Annotated in this window: 18 protein-coding genes and 1 riboswitch; of the genes, 3 read left to right on the top strand and 15 right to left on the bottom strand. The window is 29.9% G+C overall.

What is annotated here, in order from left to right:
• Positions 1–126 precede the first annotated feature (126 nt).
• A riboswitch (FMN riboswitch) is annotated at positions 127–245 on the bottom strand.
• Positions 246–363: 118 nt separating this feature from the next.
• Together HBE96_RS16405 and HBE96_RS16400 are read left to right on the top strand one after the other, a co-directional pair.
• Positions 364–999, top strand: a complete 636-nt coding sequence (locus HBE96_RS16405; RefSeq protein ID WP_169298809.1) for a 5-methyltetrahydrofolate--homocysteine methyltransferase — start codon at positions 364–366, stop codon at positions 997–999.
• A gap of 428 nt (positions 1,000–1,427) precedes the next feature.
• Positions 1,428–2,135 (top strand): vitamin B12 dependent-methionine synthase activation domain-containing protein, encoded by a 708-nt coding sequence (locus tag HBE96_RS16400; protein ID WP_169298808.1) that lies wholly within the window; start codon positions 1,428–1,430, stop codon positions 2,133–2,135.
• 658 nt (positions 2,136–2,793) lie between these two features.
• Here the strand turns inward: HBE96_RS16400 and HBE96_RS26410 are convergent.
• The 5 genes from HBE96_RS26410 to HBE96_RS16375 all read right to left on the bottom strand — a co-directional run bounded on the left by HBE96_RS26410 (position 2,794) and on the right by HBE96_RS16375 (position 7,014).
• Positions 2,794–3,036, bottom strand: a complete 243-nt coding sequence (locus HBE96_RS26410) for a DUF4176 domain-containing protein (protein WP_342590197.1) — start codon at positions 3,034–3,036, stop codon at positions 2,794–2,796.
• A gap of 14 nt (positions 3,037–3,050) precedes the next feature.
• Positions 3,051–3,278, bottom strand: coding sequence for a hypothetical protein (locus tag HBE96_RS26405; protein WP_169298756.1), 228 nt, complete (start codon positions 3,276–3,278; stop codon positions 3,051–3,053).
• A 366-nt stretch (positions 3,279–3,644) separates the two neighbouring features.
• Positions 3,645–4,019: a hypothetical protein gene (locus HBE96_RS16385; protein ID WP_169298807.1), complete on the bottom strand. Its 375-nt coding sequence runs from the start codon at positions 4,017–4,019 to the stop codon at positions 3,645–3,647.
• Positions 4,009–5,865, bottom strand: a complete 1,857-nt coding sequence (locus tag HBE96_RS16380; RefSeq protein ID WP_169298806.1) for a WXG100 family type VII secretion target — start codon at positions 5,863–5,865, stop codon at positions 4,009–4,011. The genes HBE96_RS16385 and HBE96_RS16380 overlap by 11 nt, the downstream gene beginning before the upstream one ends.
• A gap of 825 nt (positions 5,866–6,690) precedes the next feature.
• Positions 6,691–7,014 (bottom strand): hypothetical protein, encoded by a 324-nt coding sequence (locus HBE96_RS16375; protein WP_169298805.1) that lies wholly within the window; start codon positions 7,012–7,014, stop codon positions 6,691–6,693.
• A 214-nt stretch (positions 7,015–7,228) separates the two neighbouring features.
• Between HBE96_RS16375 and HBE96_RS16370 the strand changes: the two genes are divergently transcribed.
• Complete coding sequence (locus HBE96_RS16370; protein ID WP_169298804.1) at positions 7,229–8,122, top strand: MBL fold metallo-hydrolase; 894 nt, start codon at positions 7,229–7,231, stop codon at positions 8,120–8,122.
• A gap of 142 nt (positions 8,123–8,264) precedes the next feature.
• Here the strand turns inward: HBE96_RS16370 and bcaP are convergent, their stop codons facing one another.
• From bcaP to purE, 10 genes are all read right to left on the bottom strand, one after another.
• Positions 8,265–9,674: a branched-chain amino acid transporter BcaP gene (gene bcaP / locus HBE96_RS16365; protein WP_169298803.1), complete on the bottom strand. Its 1,410-nt coding sequence runs from the start codon at positions 9,672–9,674 to the stop codon at positions 8,265–8,267.
• Positions 9,675–10,078: 404 nt separating this feature from the next.
• Positions 10,079–11,119, bottom strand: a complete 1,041-nt coding sequence (locus tag HBE96_RS16360) for a hypothetical protein (RefSeq protein ID WP_169298802.1) — start codon at positions 11,117–11,119, stop codon at positions 10,079–10,081.
• 15 nt (positions 11,120–11,134) lie between these two features.
• Positions 11,135–12,145 (bottom strand): phosphodiester glycosidase family protein, encoded by a 1,011-nt coding sequence (locus HBE96_RS16355; RefSeq protein WP_169298801.1) that lies wholly within the window; start codon positions 12,143–12,145, stop codon positions 11,135–11,137.
• Positions 12,146–12,413: 268 nt separating this feature from the next.
• Complete coding sequence (purD, locus tag HBE96_RS16350; RefSeq protein ID WP_169298800.1) at positions 12,414–13,661, bottom strand: phosphoribosylamine--glycine ligase; 1,248 nt, start codon at positions 13,659–13,661, stop codon at positions 12,414–12,416.
• 271 nt (positions 13,662–13,932) lie between these two features.
• Positions 13,933–15,435 (bottom strand): bifunctional phosphoribosylaminoimidazolecarboxamide formyltransferase/IMP cyclohydrolase, encoded by a 1,503-nt coding sequence (gene purH, locus HBE96_RS16345; protein ID WP_169298799.1) that lies wholly within the window; start codon positions 15,433–15,435, stop codon positions 13,933–13,935.
• A gap of 233 nt (positions 15,436–15,668) precedes the next feature.
• Positions 15,669–16,280 carry a phosphoribosylglycinamide formyltransferase gene (gene purN / locus HBE96_RS16340; protein ID WP_169298798.1) on the bottom strand — a complete coding sequence of 204 codons (612 nt, stop codon included), beginning with the start codon at positions 16,278–16,280 and terminating at the stop codon, positions 15,669–15,671.
• Positions 16,268–17,263: a phosphoribosylformylglycinamidine cyclo-ligase gene (purM, locus tag HBE96_RS16335; protein WP_169298797.1), complete on the bottom strand. Its 996-nt coding sequence runs from the start codon at positions 17,261–17,263 to the stop codon at positions 16,268–16,270. Before purM ends, purN begins: the two co-directional genes overlap by 13 nt.
• 61 nt (positions 17,264–17,324) lie before the next feature.
• On the bottom strand, positions 17,325–18,764 hold the full coding sequence (gene purF, locus HBE96_RS16330; protein ID WP_169298796.1) for an amidophosphoribosyltransferase: 1,440 nt from the start codon (positions 18,762–18,764) through the stop codon (positions 17,325–17,327).
• 58 nt (positions 18,765–18,822) lie between these two features.
• Positions 18,823–19,530 carry a phosphoribosylaminoimidazolesuccinocarboxamide synthase gene (gene purC / locus HBE96_RS16325; RefSeq protein ID WP_169298795.1) on the bottom strand — a complete coding sequence of 236 codons (708 nt, stop codon included), beginning with the start codon at positions 19,528–19,530 and terminating at the stop codon, positions 18,823–18,825.
• Position 19,531: 1 nt separating this feature from the next.
• Positions 19,532–20,011, bottom strand: a complete 480-nt coding sequence (gene purE / locus HBE96_RS16320; RefSeq protein ID WP_169298794.1) for a 5-(carboxyamino)imidazole ribonucleotide mutase — start codon at positions 20,009–20,011, stop codon at positions 19,532–19,534.
• Positions 20,012–20,060: the final 49 nt, after the last annotated feature.

Raw genomic sequence — 20,060 nt, 5'->3', positions numbered from 1 at the left:
TTATAAAACAAAATCCCTGAAGAAACCTTCAGGGATTATTATATGCAAAATACTTAAAAGCATACTTAAACGCTAATTACTCAACTACTTAATTTAATTACTTAAATCACTCAATTGCATAATTGCTTTACCTTTCTTTTATCCAGACTTTACTGTCGGTACTGGAATTTAACCAGTTCATGCTGACATATCAGCTCGCGGACTTTACCGCCGATCGGGAATTACACCCTGCCCCGAAAGTTTATATATTAAATTTTTATTACACTTTCAATATACACTATTCTAATAATTTTGTCAATTATTAATTCTTATCTAAATTAGCAGCTTAAATAGTGTATAATATATTTATGGAGGTGTACGAAAATGGAGGTAATACTAGATTTTGATTTCAAATTGGATAAACAGCAAGTTATTCATACTTTAAAATCATATTGTGAAACTATAACTGTTGAAGATATAAATTCTTTGTATAAAAAACTTTTACCTAATTTATATGAATGTGTACAACCTGCTGCCATGTTTACTATATCAGAAAAAAATACAGACTTTACCTTTGAGGTAATAAAAGATTATAAATATATTGTTTACTGTTTAATTACTATTGGTGATAAGATTTCTGAAAAAGTAAATGAATTTTTCTCTTACGCAAAAATGAAGGAAGGCATGGTATTAGATGCTATGGCCACCTCTTATATGTTTGAAATAAGTTCTCAATTATTTAATCATATACATACAAAAGCTGAAGAATTGAGTTTAGGCCTTAGTTATAGAATATCCCCTGGAGATGGAGAAATTCCTTTATGGTACCAAAAAAACATCCTGGATAAGCTTGATTCTAAAAACTTTTTTGACATTTATGTAAATGAAGACTTTATGCTTACATCACTCAGGTCTATGGCTTACATTTATGGCGCAGATAAAAATAAGCCTTTAAGTAATATAGATCATGATTGCATCAGATGTAAAAACAAAGATCAATGCAGCATGAGAAAGAAATAGCAAATAACTCAACTTTCGGAGTTTAAAAAATAATGTGACGCAAGTAACCGAAGCAACTTTCAGATGTATTACGCCTGATATATGTTGTGCAGGAATACTCACTTCATTTAAGAAGTTCTAATGCTTGATATATTGAAAAATACCTACCTCCTCAAATGTGACGTCCTGTCACCTTCGGAGCTTTTGCCGTCCTGGCAAAAATTACGGTATTTTTCAATATATCAAGCAAATAACTTCTAAAATTTGCTCGAATGTTCCTGCACAACATATATCAGCCTTCATACCTCTGAAAGTTACTTCTTAGTACATTGTGTATATCTTTATTTAAAAAGCATAGATTTCAAAACTTTCACCGAACCTTGCGTGACATTTTGCTTATTTTGTGTTAAATATATACACTAAAATATATTAAGGAGTTGATCAATATTATGAAAACGTTAACTAATGGATGTATTATATTAGACGATTTAAAATTTAATCTAGAACACTCAAAACTATGTGATGAGTTGAAGATCACTAGTGATATCGAATCTAACATAGTAAAAGAACTTATAGTAGAGGCAAAAAAAATTGCTAGTCCTAAGGCACTATTAAAAAAATGTAATATAGAAAAAAAACTTAATGATTCAACAATACTTGGTAATGAACAGTTCTTTAGTAAAGTTATACGTGTGAATCTAAGTAATGAACTAATAGCTTTTCCATATATAATTACCGCAGGCACAGAGCTTCAAAAATGGTGTGAATCAAAAGAAGACAAGTTTGTTAATAAAATAAGTGAACATATCAATCAATCTATTTTAATACGAGTACACCTTGAACTCCAAAAATTTATAGAAAACAAATTTAACACTGGTTCATTAGCTAGAGTAAATCCTGGTTCTACAATAGATTGGGATATGAAAGAATTAAAAAAGATATTTAATATTTTAGGAGATCCTAAAGAACTTATAGGAGTATCTCTTAATGATAACTTTTTTATGACTCCTTCTAAAGCCTATTCGGGAATTTACTTTCATAATGAAACTAATTATAAGAATTGTCTTATGTGTCCTGGAACGGACTGTCCTCTAAGGGAAGTACCTTATGATAAGAATTATTATGCGGAAAATTATCAAAATTTCATTGGAATGTAATAAGATTTTAAGCATATTGCAACTCAACTTTTTAGGTGGAGTCCGCATTGAATATATGGTGTAAAAAAGCTGACCGTTTATTAAGGAGCTCTAATGCCTAAAATTCAAAAAATCTCTACCCGCTCAAATGTCCCCTCCTGGGACTTTCGCGGCTTGAATCGTCCTGATTCAAATTACGGGATTTTTTAAATTTTAGACATAAGAGCTCCTAAATTCTCTCAAAAGCTTTTATACACCATATATTCAAAGCTCCCTCCACCTAAAAAGTTGTGTAGTAACTATTGTAATTCTAATATTAAAAATTGCTTATAATACATTATGATATAGATCTCAATAAAAAAGCGTAGCTTTCTTAATACTTACCATATATCATGGAATAAAAGTTAAAATCCAAACTGCTACTACACCTTTGCGTCACATTATTTTTATATTATAAATTTATCTGTTTATTTTAATATATCAATATTAAAATGTGACTTTTGAAAAAGCAACTAAAACCACTTCAAAATTCACAACTGAATAATACAGTGTTCATAAAAATTATTTGATTTTCAGAATTAAATTGTTAAATAAGAAAGATATGACCAAACTAAAGTTAAATTTATACCACCTTAACCCTATTCATATAATAATTTATTTCTTAAACTTAAACATCTTCTTATGACACATTTTCATTTAAAGCTGCTCTAAATGATTGAAATTCTGAGTCTATAAAACCTATAAATTCGATTTTCTCAATAGATTCATGATTAAAAACATAATTATATTCAGCACTTATGTTTCCCTCTGGATAACCGCAAGCTACATAATCATATTCTTGATTATCTTCCTTATTTTTTTGCTTAATACCATAAATCATTAGTCTCTTTTCACAATCTTTAACTAATACAACTGAACCTATTGGTAATAAACTTGTTATTTTCCATGTCGCTCCATTACCTTTGAAATTACAATTAATACACCTAAAATAAATGTTATTAACATACCTATCTTTGTTTTTGTATTTGCATAAATAAACTTTTTTAAATCTTCCATAAAATATGTTGCTAAAAGTACAATTACCATTGCAAATATAAAGAAACAACCATATAATTGGATTGCTATTTTAATAGTAAGATCACTTCTTACTGATTTGAAAAACATACTAAAAATAAATGGAATGGTTGCTACTATAAAAAAACATTTAAATTGTGTCTTCATTTGCTTTCTATTTTTTTCTTTCTTATTATTATCATATATTTTTATTGTAATCCCTTCATACTTTGTTAATATTGGTTTATAACTTGATTCTATAGATTCGCTATATATATTTTTGACCCTCTCATAATATTTTTTTGTATTGCTAACAAGTTTATATGTAGGAAGGATTTTGTTTTATATTTCAACGCCTTTTCTTGTTAAAGTCGATTCTATATGTGTTGAATGTATTGTTTTCATATATTTATTTGTAGATGTCACAATATTGTTAATGCCCCCGTGGGGCATTGCAAAGCCTTAGCTACGTTCAATTTATGCAGTAAAACCCAAAAAAGGATTGGGGTCTACAATTAATTCAAATAAAAGTAATACCTTAATTAAGATAAGTATTATGAATAGTAATAATAATACTACCATTGCTGGAAGAAATCCATATCTACGTGCATCATATCCAGTTATCTTATAATGAATCGTATTCCAAAGTGTACCTGTAATTACGGATATAGCCAATGCGTCTAGTTTAATAGGTATTAAATACATTAAGTTAGGTACACCAGTAACACATAATGATATAACATATCCGATTGCATAACAAATTACATAATAAATTAATTTGTATTCATATTTATTCTTGTTTAAAGTATTTTCTTGTTTTAAACTTGTTTCCTTTTCATTATTATTTTTCATTATTGCCACCATATACCTTTGCTAAGTCTGGATTAGATTTAATATAAGTATCACCTGAGTCAGTCCAGGATCTCACTGTGCCATTTTCGTTAAAAGTATTACGCATATCAATTATAGTAGAGATAAAATCAACTTTCTTTGCTTTATTAGGATTAAATTTTCTAACATTAAATGTTGGATCTTTAACTATTACACGTTTTAATATCATTGGTGTTGGATTGTTTTCATCAATTATTTGAGTAGTGTATACTGTCTGACTAGCTTGTCTTGTAACCATAATTTCCGTTGGCAGATTTTCTTTAAATGCCTTTGCCATATTCCTTTTCCTTGGTATCTCTATAGTCTCTTCATTAACCATAGTACGTTCTAATGTTTTAAAGTCATTTGTTAAACATAAACTAGCAGTTACCATAGAAGCTCCATTATAAACCATTTCTCCTTTTTCTGGTCCTAAATATTCTTTATATTTATCTTTTAAAAAATTTGTCGTGTCTCCATTTGGATTAATTGCTGCATTCTTTACTTTAGTAAAGCCTTCAAATATACTATTAGAACCATCAGCTATTAGATAACCACCTACAGGAACAGCTAATGGTGAAAACGTACCTCCTGTTAAGAAACTTCCCCCTGTTGCAACTGTCCAACCAAATGGAACTTCAGTAACACCGCCTACCAATTCACAAGCTCCATCTGCTGTCAAATTAACCCTCTTTTGAAAGGCTGTAGTTTTTTGATAGTAAGGACTTTGTACAACACTCATCACTCTACTTAATTCATCTATATAATCTTGTCTACTGTAGAGTAGGGAAAATCCCCAGCGGCCTTCATCTACTTTCTCATTATCGCTCATTGAATTTATCTCTCTTATTAAATATTTTACACGTTCCCTCGTATCCTTGTCTGCTATAGAATTTAGATCAAACACTTCACCTGTTTTCGGATTTATTATGTAATCCGTAATAGTTGTATTATATAGTGATTGGTTTTGTTGAAGTATTGATAATATCAATTTTTCATTTCCAGATTGATTCACTGCTTGATTTTTTAATTGAGCATATTTCTCTTCGCCTAATACTTTTTCTACATATGCTAATATCTCTTTTTCTTCATTAGTCAAGCTATCGGGATTTTTTAACATTAACTGCATTACTTTATTCCTATCTACTTGTCCATCTTCTGAGATAATTTGCATACCTCTGATTTGAGATATTCCTTCAGTTATTCCTGATATTTTTGAAAATATGGAACATATATTATATTCCATATCCCTTACACTATTACAATATGCATTAAATGAATCATTAAATTCTGTCAAACTTGTTGTCTGGTTTCTAAGTGAGTTTTGTAAATTGACAACATCATCTGTAATTGGAAATGTTGTAAATGTCAGGCTGTTTACCAAACTTAGTATTTCTACGAATTTAGAATTCATTTGTTTATAATAATCTATACATTCACTAACATTATTATTTATTGGAAACTTTCCTCCATATTGAAGTGAAATAATTCCTGAATCATCATTTGTAAGAGCTACTCCGCTTGTACTTCTTTTTATGCATGCTTCAAAATTCTCACTTCTTTTCTTTAATTGAATTGCCCTTGGCTTTTCTTCATTTTCTAAAGCATTTTTCGTATATTTCATTTTTTCTATAAAATTTGTGTAAAATTCCTGCTTTTTAATATGATTTTCTATAAATTTATCTTTTGCTTCACCTGACCAACCTTGGTCAGTAAGTTCTTTAATTGCATTGTTGATGTTTTCTTTTTGTTCTTCTAAATCCTTTATTACATTTTCATATTGACTTATTGCATTAGTTAACTCCCCTATGTCTAAACTGAAATCCATTTATTTACCCCCATGTGCTAATTGCTTTATTATGCATAAATGTAATTTTTACACTAATATTCAAATACCTCTTTATTTTAATTTTTATTCACATATATGTCAATATTGTCTTATTTTACCTTATGTGTTAAAAACGCTTTAATACATTTTGAATTGAACTCAAATACAAAAATATTGACCTTTCCCTTTTGCAAAATGAAATTTTTCTTACTTCAGTCTACATACATACTATTATCTTAAAAGCATAGCTTTTATAGTAATTATTTTTATCTATATATTTTAAGTTAGTTATTCTAATCACAACTTAAGACGTAGCCTGAAGTAATAGGCTCATTTTCAGTTTTGAATCTATGTGTTGTATAGCATCTTATTTTGACTATTTTCAATCCTCGCAATTCTATTATACAAAGAGAAATATTTTTGCTTTATGTGTTTATTTTGAAGGCTTTCGCCTAAATTTTTAAAATCTAAATTATCAATATTGATATGTAGAACTGAAGTTACTAGTTTGGATTTTAACTTTTATGTAGTGATATATGGTAAGTGTTTCATCACATTAGCTAAATTGTTTTAGTATTATTCTTAGCTCAAAATTTTTGAAAGCCTTAGAACTTTAGTCCTGTTTGAGGGAACCGAGTTTGACAAAGTTCTTAGGCTTTCAAAAATTTCGAGCTCTAGAATAATTAAAACATTTAGCAGTGATGAAACACTTACCATATATCATGGAGTAAAAGTTAAAATCCAAACTTCCACCGAACCCTTGCTTCACATTATCTATTAAAAAATGCTGTTGATACATAACCTATCAACAGCATTAATTTAAATCTAATTTTTTTTCAACATTTTCTTTCTTCTTATTTTTCTATAAATCATATCTATGGTTATAGAAAGTAATAAGAAAGCTGAAAGTAATATATTTATCTTTTCTCCTAGATCAGGTCTAAAATAAGATATAACTTGAGTTACTAATAAAAATGATCCTACAATTATTAAATAATTTATTTTCATATTAACGTACTTTTTATCTATACCTTCTGCATCAAGCATAAGTTTCTTTCTAACAGCTTTGCTGTATTTCATGCTTAAGCCTTGAGCAATGCCCATAAAAGCAAGAAGTGTCATCAAACTAGTCATTGCTGTTGCATCCATTTTTACACCTCCATATAAGTAATATATTATACTATTTTACATTATAACATGCGTATGTTTAAAATCCAAAGCTTTTTGTACTTTCCTGTAATGTAATTTTTCCTTATATAATTTAAATTTATTTTGTCATATGATATTATTATAAATATGAGCTTCTCATAGTTTTCTGAGCTGTTTCATACTTAAAATTATAAATTATTAAGGAAGTGATTTTATGTCTTTAGATAAAATTAAAGGAAACACTTATTACATAAATTCGGTTACTAATTCTGGAATTTTTGTATTTAAAAATAAAAATTGTCTTATAATTGACACAGGTTCAAATAATTCTGATGCGAAAAAAATAGATGATGTATTAGTAAAGAATAATCTTCATCCTAAATATATAATAAATACTCATAATCATTTGGATCACTGCGGAGGAAATATTTATTTTCAAAAAAATTATCCTGGATGCCTGGTATATACTTCACAAAAAGAGAAACTATTTATGGAAAATCAGGAAATTCAGGCATCTATATTATCATCATCTAGTCCTATCAAAGGAATAGATACAAGTAATAAAACTCTATCAGTTGACTTTACATTAGAATATGGTACAAATAAAATCAATGATGAAAAATTTGAAATAATACCCCTTAAAGGACACTCTATAGAACAAATAGGAATTATAACTCCAGAAAAAGTGTGTTTTTTAGGAGATTCCATATTCAGTTCAGAAATACTTAAAAAGTATTCTTTCCCTTATTTGTATGATATAGAAGAAAGTATTAATACTTTAAACAATATAAAAACAATAGATGCTGATTATTTTGTTATAAGTCATTCAGATAAGGTACTGTGCAAAGATGAAATTATAGAACTCTGTGATAAAAATTTAGCTAATATAGAAAACTACAAAAATCAAATTCTCGAACTTTTAGAACAGCCTTTAACTCGCGAGGATATTTTAGAAAACATCGCCGTTTTAAATGATTTATCTTTTAATTTTTATCAGTATCATCTTAATTTCGGAGGAGTTTCTGCTTTTATATCTTATCTATATTCTAAATCATTAATAGAGTATTCCCTAGAATGCGGTAAACTTTATTATTTCAAAAAATCTTAGGTTATAATTCAGCTCTCAACATACACTTTAAGAAGTATAAGTATTAGACCGTATATTTTATCGGATAAAAGTCCTCTTAGAAAAAGACCTTTACACCACTGCTGTAAAGGTCTTTTTAATAAATTTTAACTAAAACTAAACTTTATTTTTGATCCTCGAAATTCATTATACTATGACTCTTACTATATGCAAAGTATACTATAACTCCAATTGATACCCAAACTACAAATACTCCCTGTGTAAACAATGGTAATTTGTATATTAAGTACAAGCAGAATATAATTGCAATTGCTGGAGTAATAGGAACTCCTGGACAACTAAATGGTCTATTAACCTCTGGTCTCTTCTTTCTAAGAACTATAACTGAAGCTGAAACTACGCAGAATGCTGCAAGTGTTCCTATGTTTGTCATCTCTGCAAGTCTTCCTATCTGCAAGAATCCTGAAAGTGCCATTGTTATTACACCAACTAATACAGTACTCTTTACAGGTGTTCCAAATTTTGGGTGTACTTCAGAGAATACTGTTGGCAATAATCCATCTCTTGATAATGAGAATAGTATACGAGTTGAACCAAATGTCATAACAAGTAAAACTGAAGATATACCACAAACCGCACCTACTGATACTAAAGCAGAACCCCAATTAATTCCTACCTGTTGAAGTGCATAAGCAACTGGAGCTGCATTATTGTGATACTGTGAATAAGGAACCATTCCTGTTAATATAGCTGAAACTATAATATATAATACCGTACATACTAATAGTGAAGCTACTATTCCTATTGGTAGATCCCTTTGAGGATTTTTAACTTCTTCTGCCGCTGTTGCAACTGCATCAAATCCTACATAAGCAAAGAATATTATAGATGCTCCGGTAAATATACCATTTACACCATATGGGAAGAATGGATGCCAGTTAGCAGGATTAACATGCCCTATTCCAACAGCTATAAATAGTATAACAACTCCTAATTTAATAATAACAAGTATATTATTTAACTTAGTACTTTCACTAACACCTTTAATTAAGAATAACATAATGATACCTAAAATTATGATTGATGGAAGGTTTACTATACCTCCATTTTGTCCTGGTGGATTAGAAAGTGCTGCTGGCACAGTTATTCCAGCTGCTTTAAGTAATGTTACTATATATCCGGACCATCCAACTGCAACTGCTGCAACCGCAACCATGTATTCCAAGATAAGATCCCAACCTATAATCCATGCCCAAATTTCACCTAAGCCAACATACCCAAAAGTATAGGCACTACCAGCTACGGGTATCATAGCTGCAAGTTCTGCGTAACATAAAGCTGCGAATGAACATGCTATTCCAGAAAATACGAATGATAGCACAAGTGCTGGTCCAGCATAATCAGCTGCTGCAACACCTGTTAATACGAATATACCTGTACCTATAATTGCGCCAATTCCAAGCATTGTAAGTTCGAATGCACCGAGTACTTTTTTAAGACCTTTTCCTGATGCCTCAGCTAACATCGCCTCAATAGACTTAGTTCTAAAAATTGATTTGTTGCTACTCGCCATTTTCAAAAACACTCCTTTCAAAAATAAGTAAAATAAAATAATATAATATAATGAATTTTTCAGCTAGTGTAATTATAGCACATATTTATCACATTCTTTTATTATTCGCAATATTTTTAATATTCTGAATATGAATCTTTTCGATATTTGAATATCCCAAATACCAGTACTTTAGCTTATTTCAATAAACTCATTCACTGTTATTAGTAAAAAAAACATATTTATATTGTTTTGCTTTTTAATTTTTTTGCATTATTATTGATATAATTATGTGTTATTTATGCTATGTTTTTAATTATATTTATTTTCTAACTATTTTAATTATTCTTCTTTACGACTAATTGTGATAAAATAGTTTCAAAAATTGCACAACTAAATATTTAGTCGTGCAACTTCAAACTTCTTTAAAATAGTGTACCTATAATTTTCCCATTATCTTTAGATATTATACCTGATCTATATATTTCTACTAAAGTCCCTTTATAACTTATTTCTTTACCAGTAGAAAGCTCAGTAACTACATTCTTTGAACTATCATTCACATATATCTTTCCATCTCGGGTAATATATATATTTTTTTTATCCGTTGGCTGAGATAGTGGTAATTTTTGATTTTCTGACGTCTTTTTTAAATTTATAACGAATATTTTCTTGATTTTCTCATTTTCACCATTACCAATATATATTCTATCTTCACCATCTATATTTAATAAATAATGAATGCCATTTTCACCTGTTGCTATAGGACTTTTGAAACCAATTCCTCTTATCCTATTATTTGTATTATCCTCATATATTAATCTATCTTCCTTATTTTCAACAAATATTTTACCAAGTTTACAATTAGGATATCTGGTTTCTTCTGTATTAGTCATTACATTTATACAATATAACCTACTTCTTACTCCTTCTTTAGAAACCTTAACATAAGTTACATTACTAGCAGTTGACATAGCTATATCAGAAACATTATATTTACTATCTAACAGGGATATTTTTAGTTCTTTATTTTTTTCATTGCTTAGCACATTCTTTTCATCTTTTTTAGCATTGTAAGATTGAAATTTTAGATAGCTAGAATCTCCATCATTATACTTTTCTGCTATAAGTATAATATTCTCATTAGGCCACCATTTATATGAAGATAACTCGGCTCCATCTTCAAACTTTATTTCCTTTTTCTTATTATTTGAAGTATCTACCACATTAATTACTCCATCTGAACAATAAGAAACATAATTTCCATTATAAGAAACAGCTATATTTTTAGCATCATCCGGTATTTTTAAATTAATCTTATTAGCTGCTTTTTTAGCAGAATCTATTTTTTTAGTATTAAAAGTAGTTTGGTCATTTAAATAAAAATTATCCACAAGTAAAAACCCTACAACTTCTAAAACTATAGGAATCATTGTCCAAACTAGTACTTTTTTTAATCCTCTCATCCATTAAACTCCTCTCTACTGTTTTACATACACTGCTGTAGCTATAGTTCTTTCACCATTCCAATCACAGGGGCTGTTAATAACCTCGCCATTAAAATACATAGTAGAAGAAGAACCACCATCAAGACTGCTTGCATTTAAAGCGCCTCTCTGAAGCAATATGTTTTGAACTTCTTTTAATGATGCACCTGCTTTTAGTCCTTTTCTTCCATCAACAACCAACATTATAATAGTACCATCCTGCTTTTGGCCTATAGCAGTTCTAGGATTTAATCCTTCTTCAGCTAAAGCGACAGGTTTTCCATTTATAATAAGACTATTTCTAAAAGATATAGCTTCCGTAACATTATCCCTCAGTAGTTCACTTACAGTATGATCTCCTACTATCAATTTTCCTTCCTTAGTAAAAGCTGTAACATTTACTGCTTCATTATGTTTAACATCACTGTAAATAACTTTTCCATCAGATATAACTATACCTTGTGGATATGCACCAGTTCCGGTCCAAAGCTTTCCATTTGAAGATTTATCAGTAAAGCCACCTCCGTTAACAGCAGCTACTGCTCCATTTTCCTCGGCTATTTCACTTGTTTTCTGTCCCACTTCTTTCAGCTTATTTGTGTATCCAATTTTCATTCTTGTAGGATTTTTTACCTCAAGGATATATGCATGAAATTTAGTATCATCTATTTCATATCTATCTATTCCACTGTCATTAGAGTAATTTACACTAACATTACCTAAATTCTCAGATTCGCTGCCAGAGACTCCATTGCTTTTACTATCATTTAATATCTCATTTATTTTATCCTTAGATAAAAATGTTGTAGCAAAATATTGATGAGTAAAAGTAGCCATAGCTGTGCCTACAAATTTAGTCCTAACATTCTTAAAAGGTCCATAGAATATTAAAAGTGGTGTAGCGATAATTATTACTATCAATTCATAAGTTATAAAGCACATAAGTCTTTTTAAAGATAACTTTTTTCTCTTTCCTTTTTTGCTTACTCTTCTATTTTTTTGCATATTTACCTCCAAACAATTTAAACATTTCAAAATTTAGTGCCATAAACAAATACATATCACATTTTACTATTAAATTAAAATTTTTTCTACCATCTTTTACATTATGTAACTTAATACTATATACTATTTTCCTTTTTAATTATAACCAGACTTATTTTTATTATAAAATATATTTGTGTATAAATTATAAATAAAAAAAATTTAAGGCACAATTTCATATAGAAATTTAACCTTAAATTTTTAAATTATATAATATAAAATATTCTACCTACTTGGCTCTGCCTATATCATGTCTATAGTACATACCTTCAAACTCTATTCTATTTAAATCATCATATGCAGCGTCTATAGCCTCTTCCAATGTGTTTCCTAATGATTGTGTACATAAAACTCTTCCACCACTTGTTTTAAGCTTCTTATCTTCATATTGTGCTCCAGCTACAAAAACTCTTTTAGCTTCATCTGTACCTTTAATTTCAAATCCAACTTCATATTTACCTGGATATCCTTTAGAAACAGCTGCAATGCAGCAGGAAGCCCCATTATGCCAGCTAACATTAAACTGTGAAAGCTTTTTATCTAAAGCTGCTTCTATAAGTTCTAGTAGATCACTTTTCATTATAGGAAGTACAGCCTGAGTCTCAGGGTCTCCTAGTCTCACATTATATTCTAAAAGATAAGGTCCTTTTTTAGTTATCATTATTCCAAAAAAGATTATACCTGTATAATCAAATTTTTCTTCTTTAATGCCTTTTAGTGTAGGTTCTATTACTTCTTTTTCAAAAGCTTTAAGAACTTCAATACTGCAATAAGGATTAGGTACTACAGCTCCCATTCCACCTGTATTCGGACCTTTCCCACCATCATATATTTGTTTATGGTCTTTAGCCGATATAAAAGGAATTATAGTTTCTCCATCAGTTATAGAAAGTATTGATGCCTCAGGTCCTTCTAAAAATTCTTCTATTACTACTTTTTTACCTGATCCTTTAAAAATATCATTGATCATAAAGTCTTTTATAGTTTCTTCTGCCATCTTATATTCTTCACAAATGACTACGCCTTTTCCTGCAGCTAATCCATCTGCTTTTATAACTATTGGATATGCACATGTTTTTAAGTATTTGATAGCTTCATCTTCATTTTCAAAAACTTCATATTCTGCAGTTTTAACACCATACTTTTTCATGAATTCTTTTGAAAAAGCCTTGCTGCCCTCAAGCTGTGCAGCTTCTTTAGAAGGTCCAAAAATCTTTAATCCCTGACTTTTAAATAAATCTACAATACCTTCTGTAAGAGGAACTTCTGGTCCAACTACAGTAAGATATATTTCATTATCCTTAGCAAACTGTAGTAACTCTTCATTACTCTTTAACTTTACATTTTCACATTTATCCTCTACCGCTGTACCACCATTTCCAGGTGCACAATAAACTTTTTCCACTCTAGAATTTTGAGCTATCTTCCATGCAATAGCATGCTCACGTCCGCCTGAACCAATTACTAATACTTTCATGATTTATTCCTCCAAAATTATTCGCTATAATTTAAATTTAGCAATATAAAAATAATACGAAGCAACTTTTTGAGAGGACAATTGACAGAGGACAGAGGACAATGAAGGTGAGTTTTCTTCCTTATGTCAGAAAACTAATTTATTTTTTCAAGCTTGTTTTGCTAATGCAAAACATTACTAGTTTATATAAATTAAAGATTTTTCGTAGTGTAGCGTAGAAAAATCTTCCTTCACTGTCCTCTGTCCATTGTCCTCTGTCCTCTAATAAAAATTAGTGTTTAAAGTGTCTTACCCCTGTAAATACCATAGCTATTCCATTTTTGTTACAGCCTTCTATGGATAAATCATCCTTTAAAGATCCACCTGGTTGAATTATAGCTTTTATTCCGTACTTTGCAGCCTCTTCAACTATATCTCCAAATGGGAAAAATGCATCTGAAGCAAGAACTACACCGTCTCCTGCTCTCTTTAAAGCGTCACAAGCTGGCCAAATTCTGTTAACCTGTCCGCCGCCTATTCCTTTTGCAGCACCATCTTTAACTACAACTATAGCATTGGATTTAACATATTTACATACTTTCATTCCAAACATTAAGTCTTTCATTTCTGCATCTGTTGGAGCTTTTTCTGTTACTACCTTTACTTCATCTACTAATTTATCATCAGATGATTGAACTAAAATTCCTCCATCTACTTTTGCAAATTCAACTTTGCTTTGAGGTTTTATATCGCTCTTTATAACTCTTAAATTCTTCTTAGTTTTTAAAACTTCTAAAGCATCCTCATCAAAATCAGGAGCAATAACTATTTCAAGGAATATCTTTACTAATTCTTCTGCTGTTTTCTTATCTAAAGTTCTATTAACTGCTACAATGCCTCCAAATATTGAAGTATTGTCACATTCAAAGGTCTTCATATAAGCATCATATACATTATCTGCTATAGCTGCACCACAAGGTGTATTATGTTTTACAGCACAACATGCTATTTCTTCAAATTCATTTACTACTTTCCATGCTACATCCATATCTTTTATATTGTTATAAGATAATTCTTTTCCATTTAACTGAACAAAATCTTTCATAGAACCTTTTTCTGCAGTAGAAGTGTAATAAGCTGCACTCTGATGTGGATTTTCTCCATACCTTAAATTCATAGATTTTTTATATGAAACTGATAGGTATTCAGGATATTCTTCTTCCTCTAATAAGAAGTTACTTATAGCTCCATCATAAGCAGACATGAGATTAAATACTTTTCCTGCGAATTTTTTTCTTGTATTAAAATCTACATCACCATTTTCTTCTATTTGCTTCATAACATCTGTATAATCATTAACATCTGTTAAGACTATAACATCTTGAAAATTTTTCGCAGCAGCCCTTATCATAGTAGGTCCACCGATATCTATAAATTCAACTTTTTCTTCAAATTCTAGATTTTCTTTTACTTTATCAAAGAAAGGATATAAGTTTACAACCACCATATCAATTGGCTTTATTCCCTTCTTTTCTATAGTTGCCATATGCTCTTTATTATCTCTTATAGCTAAAATTCCACCATGAATAAATGGGTGTAGAGTTTTTACTCTTCCATCTAATATTTCTTCAAATCCAGTTACATCTGAAACTTCTGTTACAGGTATATTATTTTCCTTTAAATGTTTGTATGTACCACCAGTAGAAAGTATTTCAACCTCTCTATCAACTAAAAATTTTGCTAAATCTAGCACCCCTGTTTTGTCGAAAACACTTATTAATGCACGTTTTAACATTTCATATACCTCCAATTTAATTATTATTTATCCTATAGTTACCATCCGTAACATTCCCATTTTCTTAAACTGGGAACTAACAGCTGATACACCCCTAGATAAATTCTTCTAAAACTCAGATTGCTAAAATGCCTAAATAGCATTTTGTGAGCTCTGCTCAGGATCTAAGTACCATTTAATAAACTCTGCTCTAGTAAGCGAGTATTCCTCTTAATTAAATCTTAGTTTAAGAATCACTTGATTATAACTATCCTTCCACTTACCTTAACCTTACCCTCCGAAATTAATTTTACTGCTTCCGGCAAGGCTTTATGCTCTTCATCTAATATCCTCTTTTGTAGTTCTTCTGCACTATCTTCTGCATATACGGGTACAGTTTTTTGCAAAATTATTGGACCACTATCTGTTCCATTATCAACAAAATGTACTGTACAACCTGATACTTTTACACCATATTCTAAGGCACACTCATGAACTTTCATCCCATACATACCATTTCCACAAAATGCTGGTATTAATGAAGGATGTATGTTTATTATTTTGTTTTCAAATTTTTCTATAAGCTCACCTTTAAGTATTGATAGCCAGCCTGCACAAACTATTAAATCTACTTTTTTATAAAGTAATTTAAGTATTTCATCAGAAACTGTATTTTTATATATTTTTCTTTCGATTACATAAGTATTTATATCATTATTTTTTGCTCTTTCTAAAGCATATACACCTTCTCTATCACTTACAACTGCTTCAATACTACAATTTGTTAAGTATCCAGTGTTTATTGCATCTATAATTGATTGGAGATCCGTACCACCACCAGATACAAGTACTCCTATTTTAAACATACTTTTTTATCTCCCTTTTCAACATATCCAATTTTATATGCTTTTTCGCCCATATTATCTAATTCTTTTATGATTTCTTCTACATCTTCATTTTTAACACATAGAACAAAACCAATACCCATGTTATAAGTATTAAACATATGATCTTCATCTACACCTAGTTTTATTATATGTTTAAATATTTCAGGTACTTCAAAACTATTTTTGTCTATAACAGATGTAAAGTCTTCTTTAAACATTCTTGGTATATTTTCATAAAAACCACCGCCTGTAATATGAGCCATTCCTCTTATATCAAATTTCTCCATAAGCTTTAACACAGGTTTAACATATATTTTAGTAGGTGTTAATAATACATCCCCTATTTTCTTACCATTAAAATCTTCATCATAGTTTTTAATAAGCTTTCTTATTAATGAATATCCATTACTGTGAGGACCACTTGAATCTATACCTATTAGTGCATCTCCATCTTCTATTTTGCTTCCATCTATTATATCTTCTTTTTCAACTATACCTACTGCAAATCCTGCCATATCATATTCTCCATCTGGATAAAAGCCTGGCATTTCTGCAGTTTCTCCACCTATTAAAGCACAGCCACCTTGAATACAACCATCTGATACGCCTTTAACCAAATCTGCAGCAACATTTGCTTCTAATTTTCCACAAGCAATATAATCAAGAAAAAATATAGGCTTTGCACCATGACACAATATATCATTTACACACATAGCCACACAATCAATTCCTACAGTATCATACTTTTTACTTTTGAAAGCTAATTCAAGCTTTGTTCCAACACCATCTGTTCCTGAAACAAGAATAGGATTTTTATAATTTCCAATTTCAAACATACCGGCAAAACTTCCAAGATTATTTAATACACCAGGTATAAAGGTTTTTGCTGCATGATCCTTAATAAGCTTTACTGATTCATATCCTTCTTCTATATTAACACCTGAATCTTTATATGTTACCATAACTTGCACCTCTCAAAATTTTATTTAATTGAAGAATGGAGATACTATAAGTATCTCCTCATTATTCTAAATGATCCTTAGGTTTCTCCATAGGAGCTGATACAGGATAAACTCCATTAAAACATCCAAGACAAAAACCTTTATTTATATCTAAAGCCTCTAAAAGTCCTGGAATACTTACATAACCTAAACTGTCACAACCTATCTCTTTTCTTATTTCTTCTAATTCAGCATGAGCTCCTATTAGTTCACTTCTATAAGGAGTATCTATTCCAAAATAGCAAGGATATTTTACTACAGGTGATGAAACTCTAAAATGAACTTCCTTAGCTCCTGCCTTTCTCAAAGCCTCTACTAATTTTCTACTTGTAGTACCCCTTACTATAGAATCATCAACAATTACAACTCTCTTACCTTCTACATTTACCTTTAAAGGATTAAGCTTAACTGAAACTGCTCTTTCCCTTAATTCCTGCGAAGGAGTTATAAATGTTCTTCCTACATACTTATTTTTTATAAATCCTGTTCCATAAGGTATTCCAGCAGCTTCTGCATAGCCTACAGCTGCTGGTATACCAGAATCAGGTACTCCTATAACTATATCTGCTTCTGCTGGACATTCTTCATATAGTTTTTTGCCTGTCTTTACTCTTGAACTATAAACATTTATACCATCTATAGTACTATCTGGTCTTGCAAAATATATATATTCAAAACAACAAGTTTCGCATTTTGTCTTTTCTGCAAAATTTATAGATTTAATACCTTCTTTATCTATAATAACAATTTCTCCAGGTTCTACATCTCTTACAAATTCTGCACCTACAGAATCAAGTGCACAACTTTCAGAACATAGTATATAGCTATCACCTATCTTACCCACACAAAGTGGTCTTATACCATTAGGATCACGTACTCCTATAAGTTTATCTTCAGTTAAAAGCACAATTGCATAAGATCCTTTTACTGCCTGTATAGCATTAACTACTGCTGTTTCTATACCTTTTTTAGAACCCTTTGATATTAAATTTAAAATTACTTCTGTATCAATGGAAGTCTGAAAAACAGAGCCCCCATCTTCTAAAAGTTCTCTTATTACATCAGTATTTACTAAATTGCCATTATGAGCAATTGCAAGAGAACCTAATTTATATTTTACAACTAAAGGCTGTGCATTGTTAGCATTACTTGATCCTGTTGTAGAATATCTAACATGACCAATTGCACTTATTCCCTTTAAATCTTGTATTATATTCTCATTAAATATATCTGAAACAAGACCCATATTTTTATAGCATTTTATTTCCTTGCCATCTGATACCGCTATTCCAGCACTTTCTTGTCCTCTATGTTGAAGTGCATAAAGTCCATAGTAAGTTATAGATGCTACATCTAGATTATCAGGTGAAAAAATACCAAAAACACCACATTCATCTTTAAATTTATCTTCTTCTAAATCAAATACTAAAGACTTATTAATACATTTATTTAAATTGCACATTATAAGATTCCCCTCTTTTTAATTTTTAAATAGTACTGGATAAACTTTTACTTAATGATTAATTTGCATTTATTCTATTTAGTATTTCTACATAGGCTTCTTTAACATTACCAAGATCTCTTCTAAATCTATCTTTGTCTAACTTTTCATTAGTCTTTGCATCCCAAAATCTACATGTATCTGGTGATATTTCATCTGCTAAAAGTATTTCTCCATTAAATCTTCCAAACTCTAGCTTGAAATCTATTAATTTTATATTTTGCTTTAAGAAGAATTCTTTTAGAACTTCATTAACTTTTGATGCCATAGCATATATAGTCTTTAATTCATCAAAAGTTGTGATTCCCATAGCTACTGCATGATAATCATTAATAAGTGGATCTCCTAAATCATCATTTTTATAACTTAATTCAAGCACTGTAGTTTTAAGTTCAAAACCTTCCTCTAGGCCATATCTTTTAGCCATACTTCCAGCTGCTACATTTCTAACTATAACTTCAAGAGGAACTATTTCTACCTTTTTGCAAAGTTGTTCTCTTTCATTTAGTTTCTTCTCAAAATGAGTTTTTACTCCATTCTTCTCTAAAAATTCAAATAATGCTGAAGTAATTGAATTATTCATAACTCCCTTATCTTCTATTTGACCCTTTTTTTCACCATTAAAAGCTGTAGCATCATCTTTATAATAAACAACTACCTTATCCTTATCATCTGTAGCATATACCTTCTTAGCTTTTCCTTCATATATCATTTCTCTCTTTTCCATTTTATAACTCCACTCCCTCTTCATTATCTTTTATAAATTTTTGTTTCATATTTATTCTATATTTTTTTAGTTTTTCTTTAATTTCTGGGTATTTCAAAGATATCATTTGAACTGCAAGCATTCCGGCATTATAACTGTTATTAATGCCTACTGTTGCCACTGGAATTGATTTTGGCATTTGAACAATAGCTAAAAGCGAATCCATTCCACCTATTGCTGCATTTATTGGCACTCCTATAACAGGAAGAATTGTATGCGAAGCTATAACCCCTGGTAGATGAGCTGCAAGACCTGCTCCAGCTATTATACACTCATATTCCTCATTTTCTATATTTTGAATTGTTTCCATAAGCTTTTCTGGAACTCTATGCGCTGAGAGTATATAAGCTTTATACTCTATTCCAAATTCTTTTAACGCATTAGCAGCTCCTTTCATTTTTTCCGTATCTGATTTACTTCCAAAAATAATAGCAACTTTCATTAAAGTTCCTCCTCGTTTTTCAATATATATCATAATAACAAAAATTCCA

This window comes from Clostridium muellerianum (genome assembly GCF_012926525.1).
Classification (GTDB): Bacteria; Bacillota; Clostridia; order Clostridiales; family Clostridiaceae; genus Clostridium_AM; species Clostridium_AM muellerianum.
Note: the sequence above shows the minus strand (reverse complement) of the source record. Positions and strands in the feature narration are given on the sequence as shown.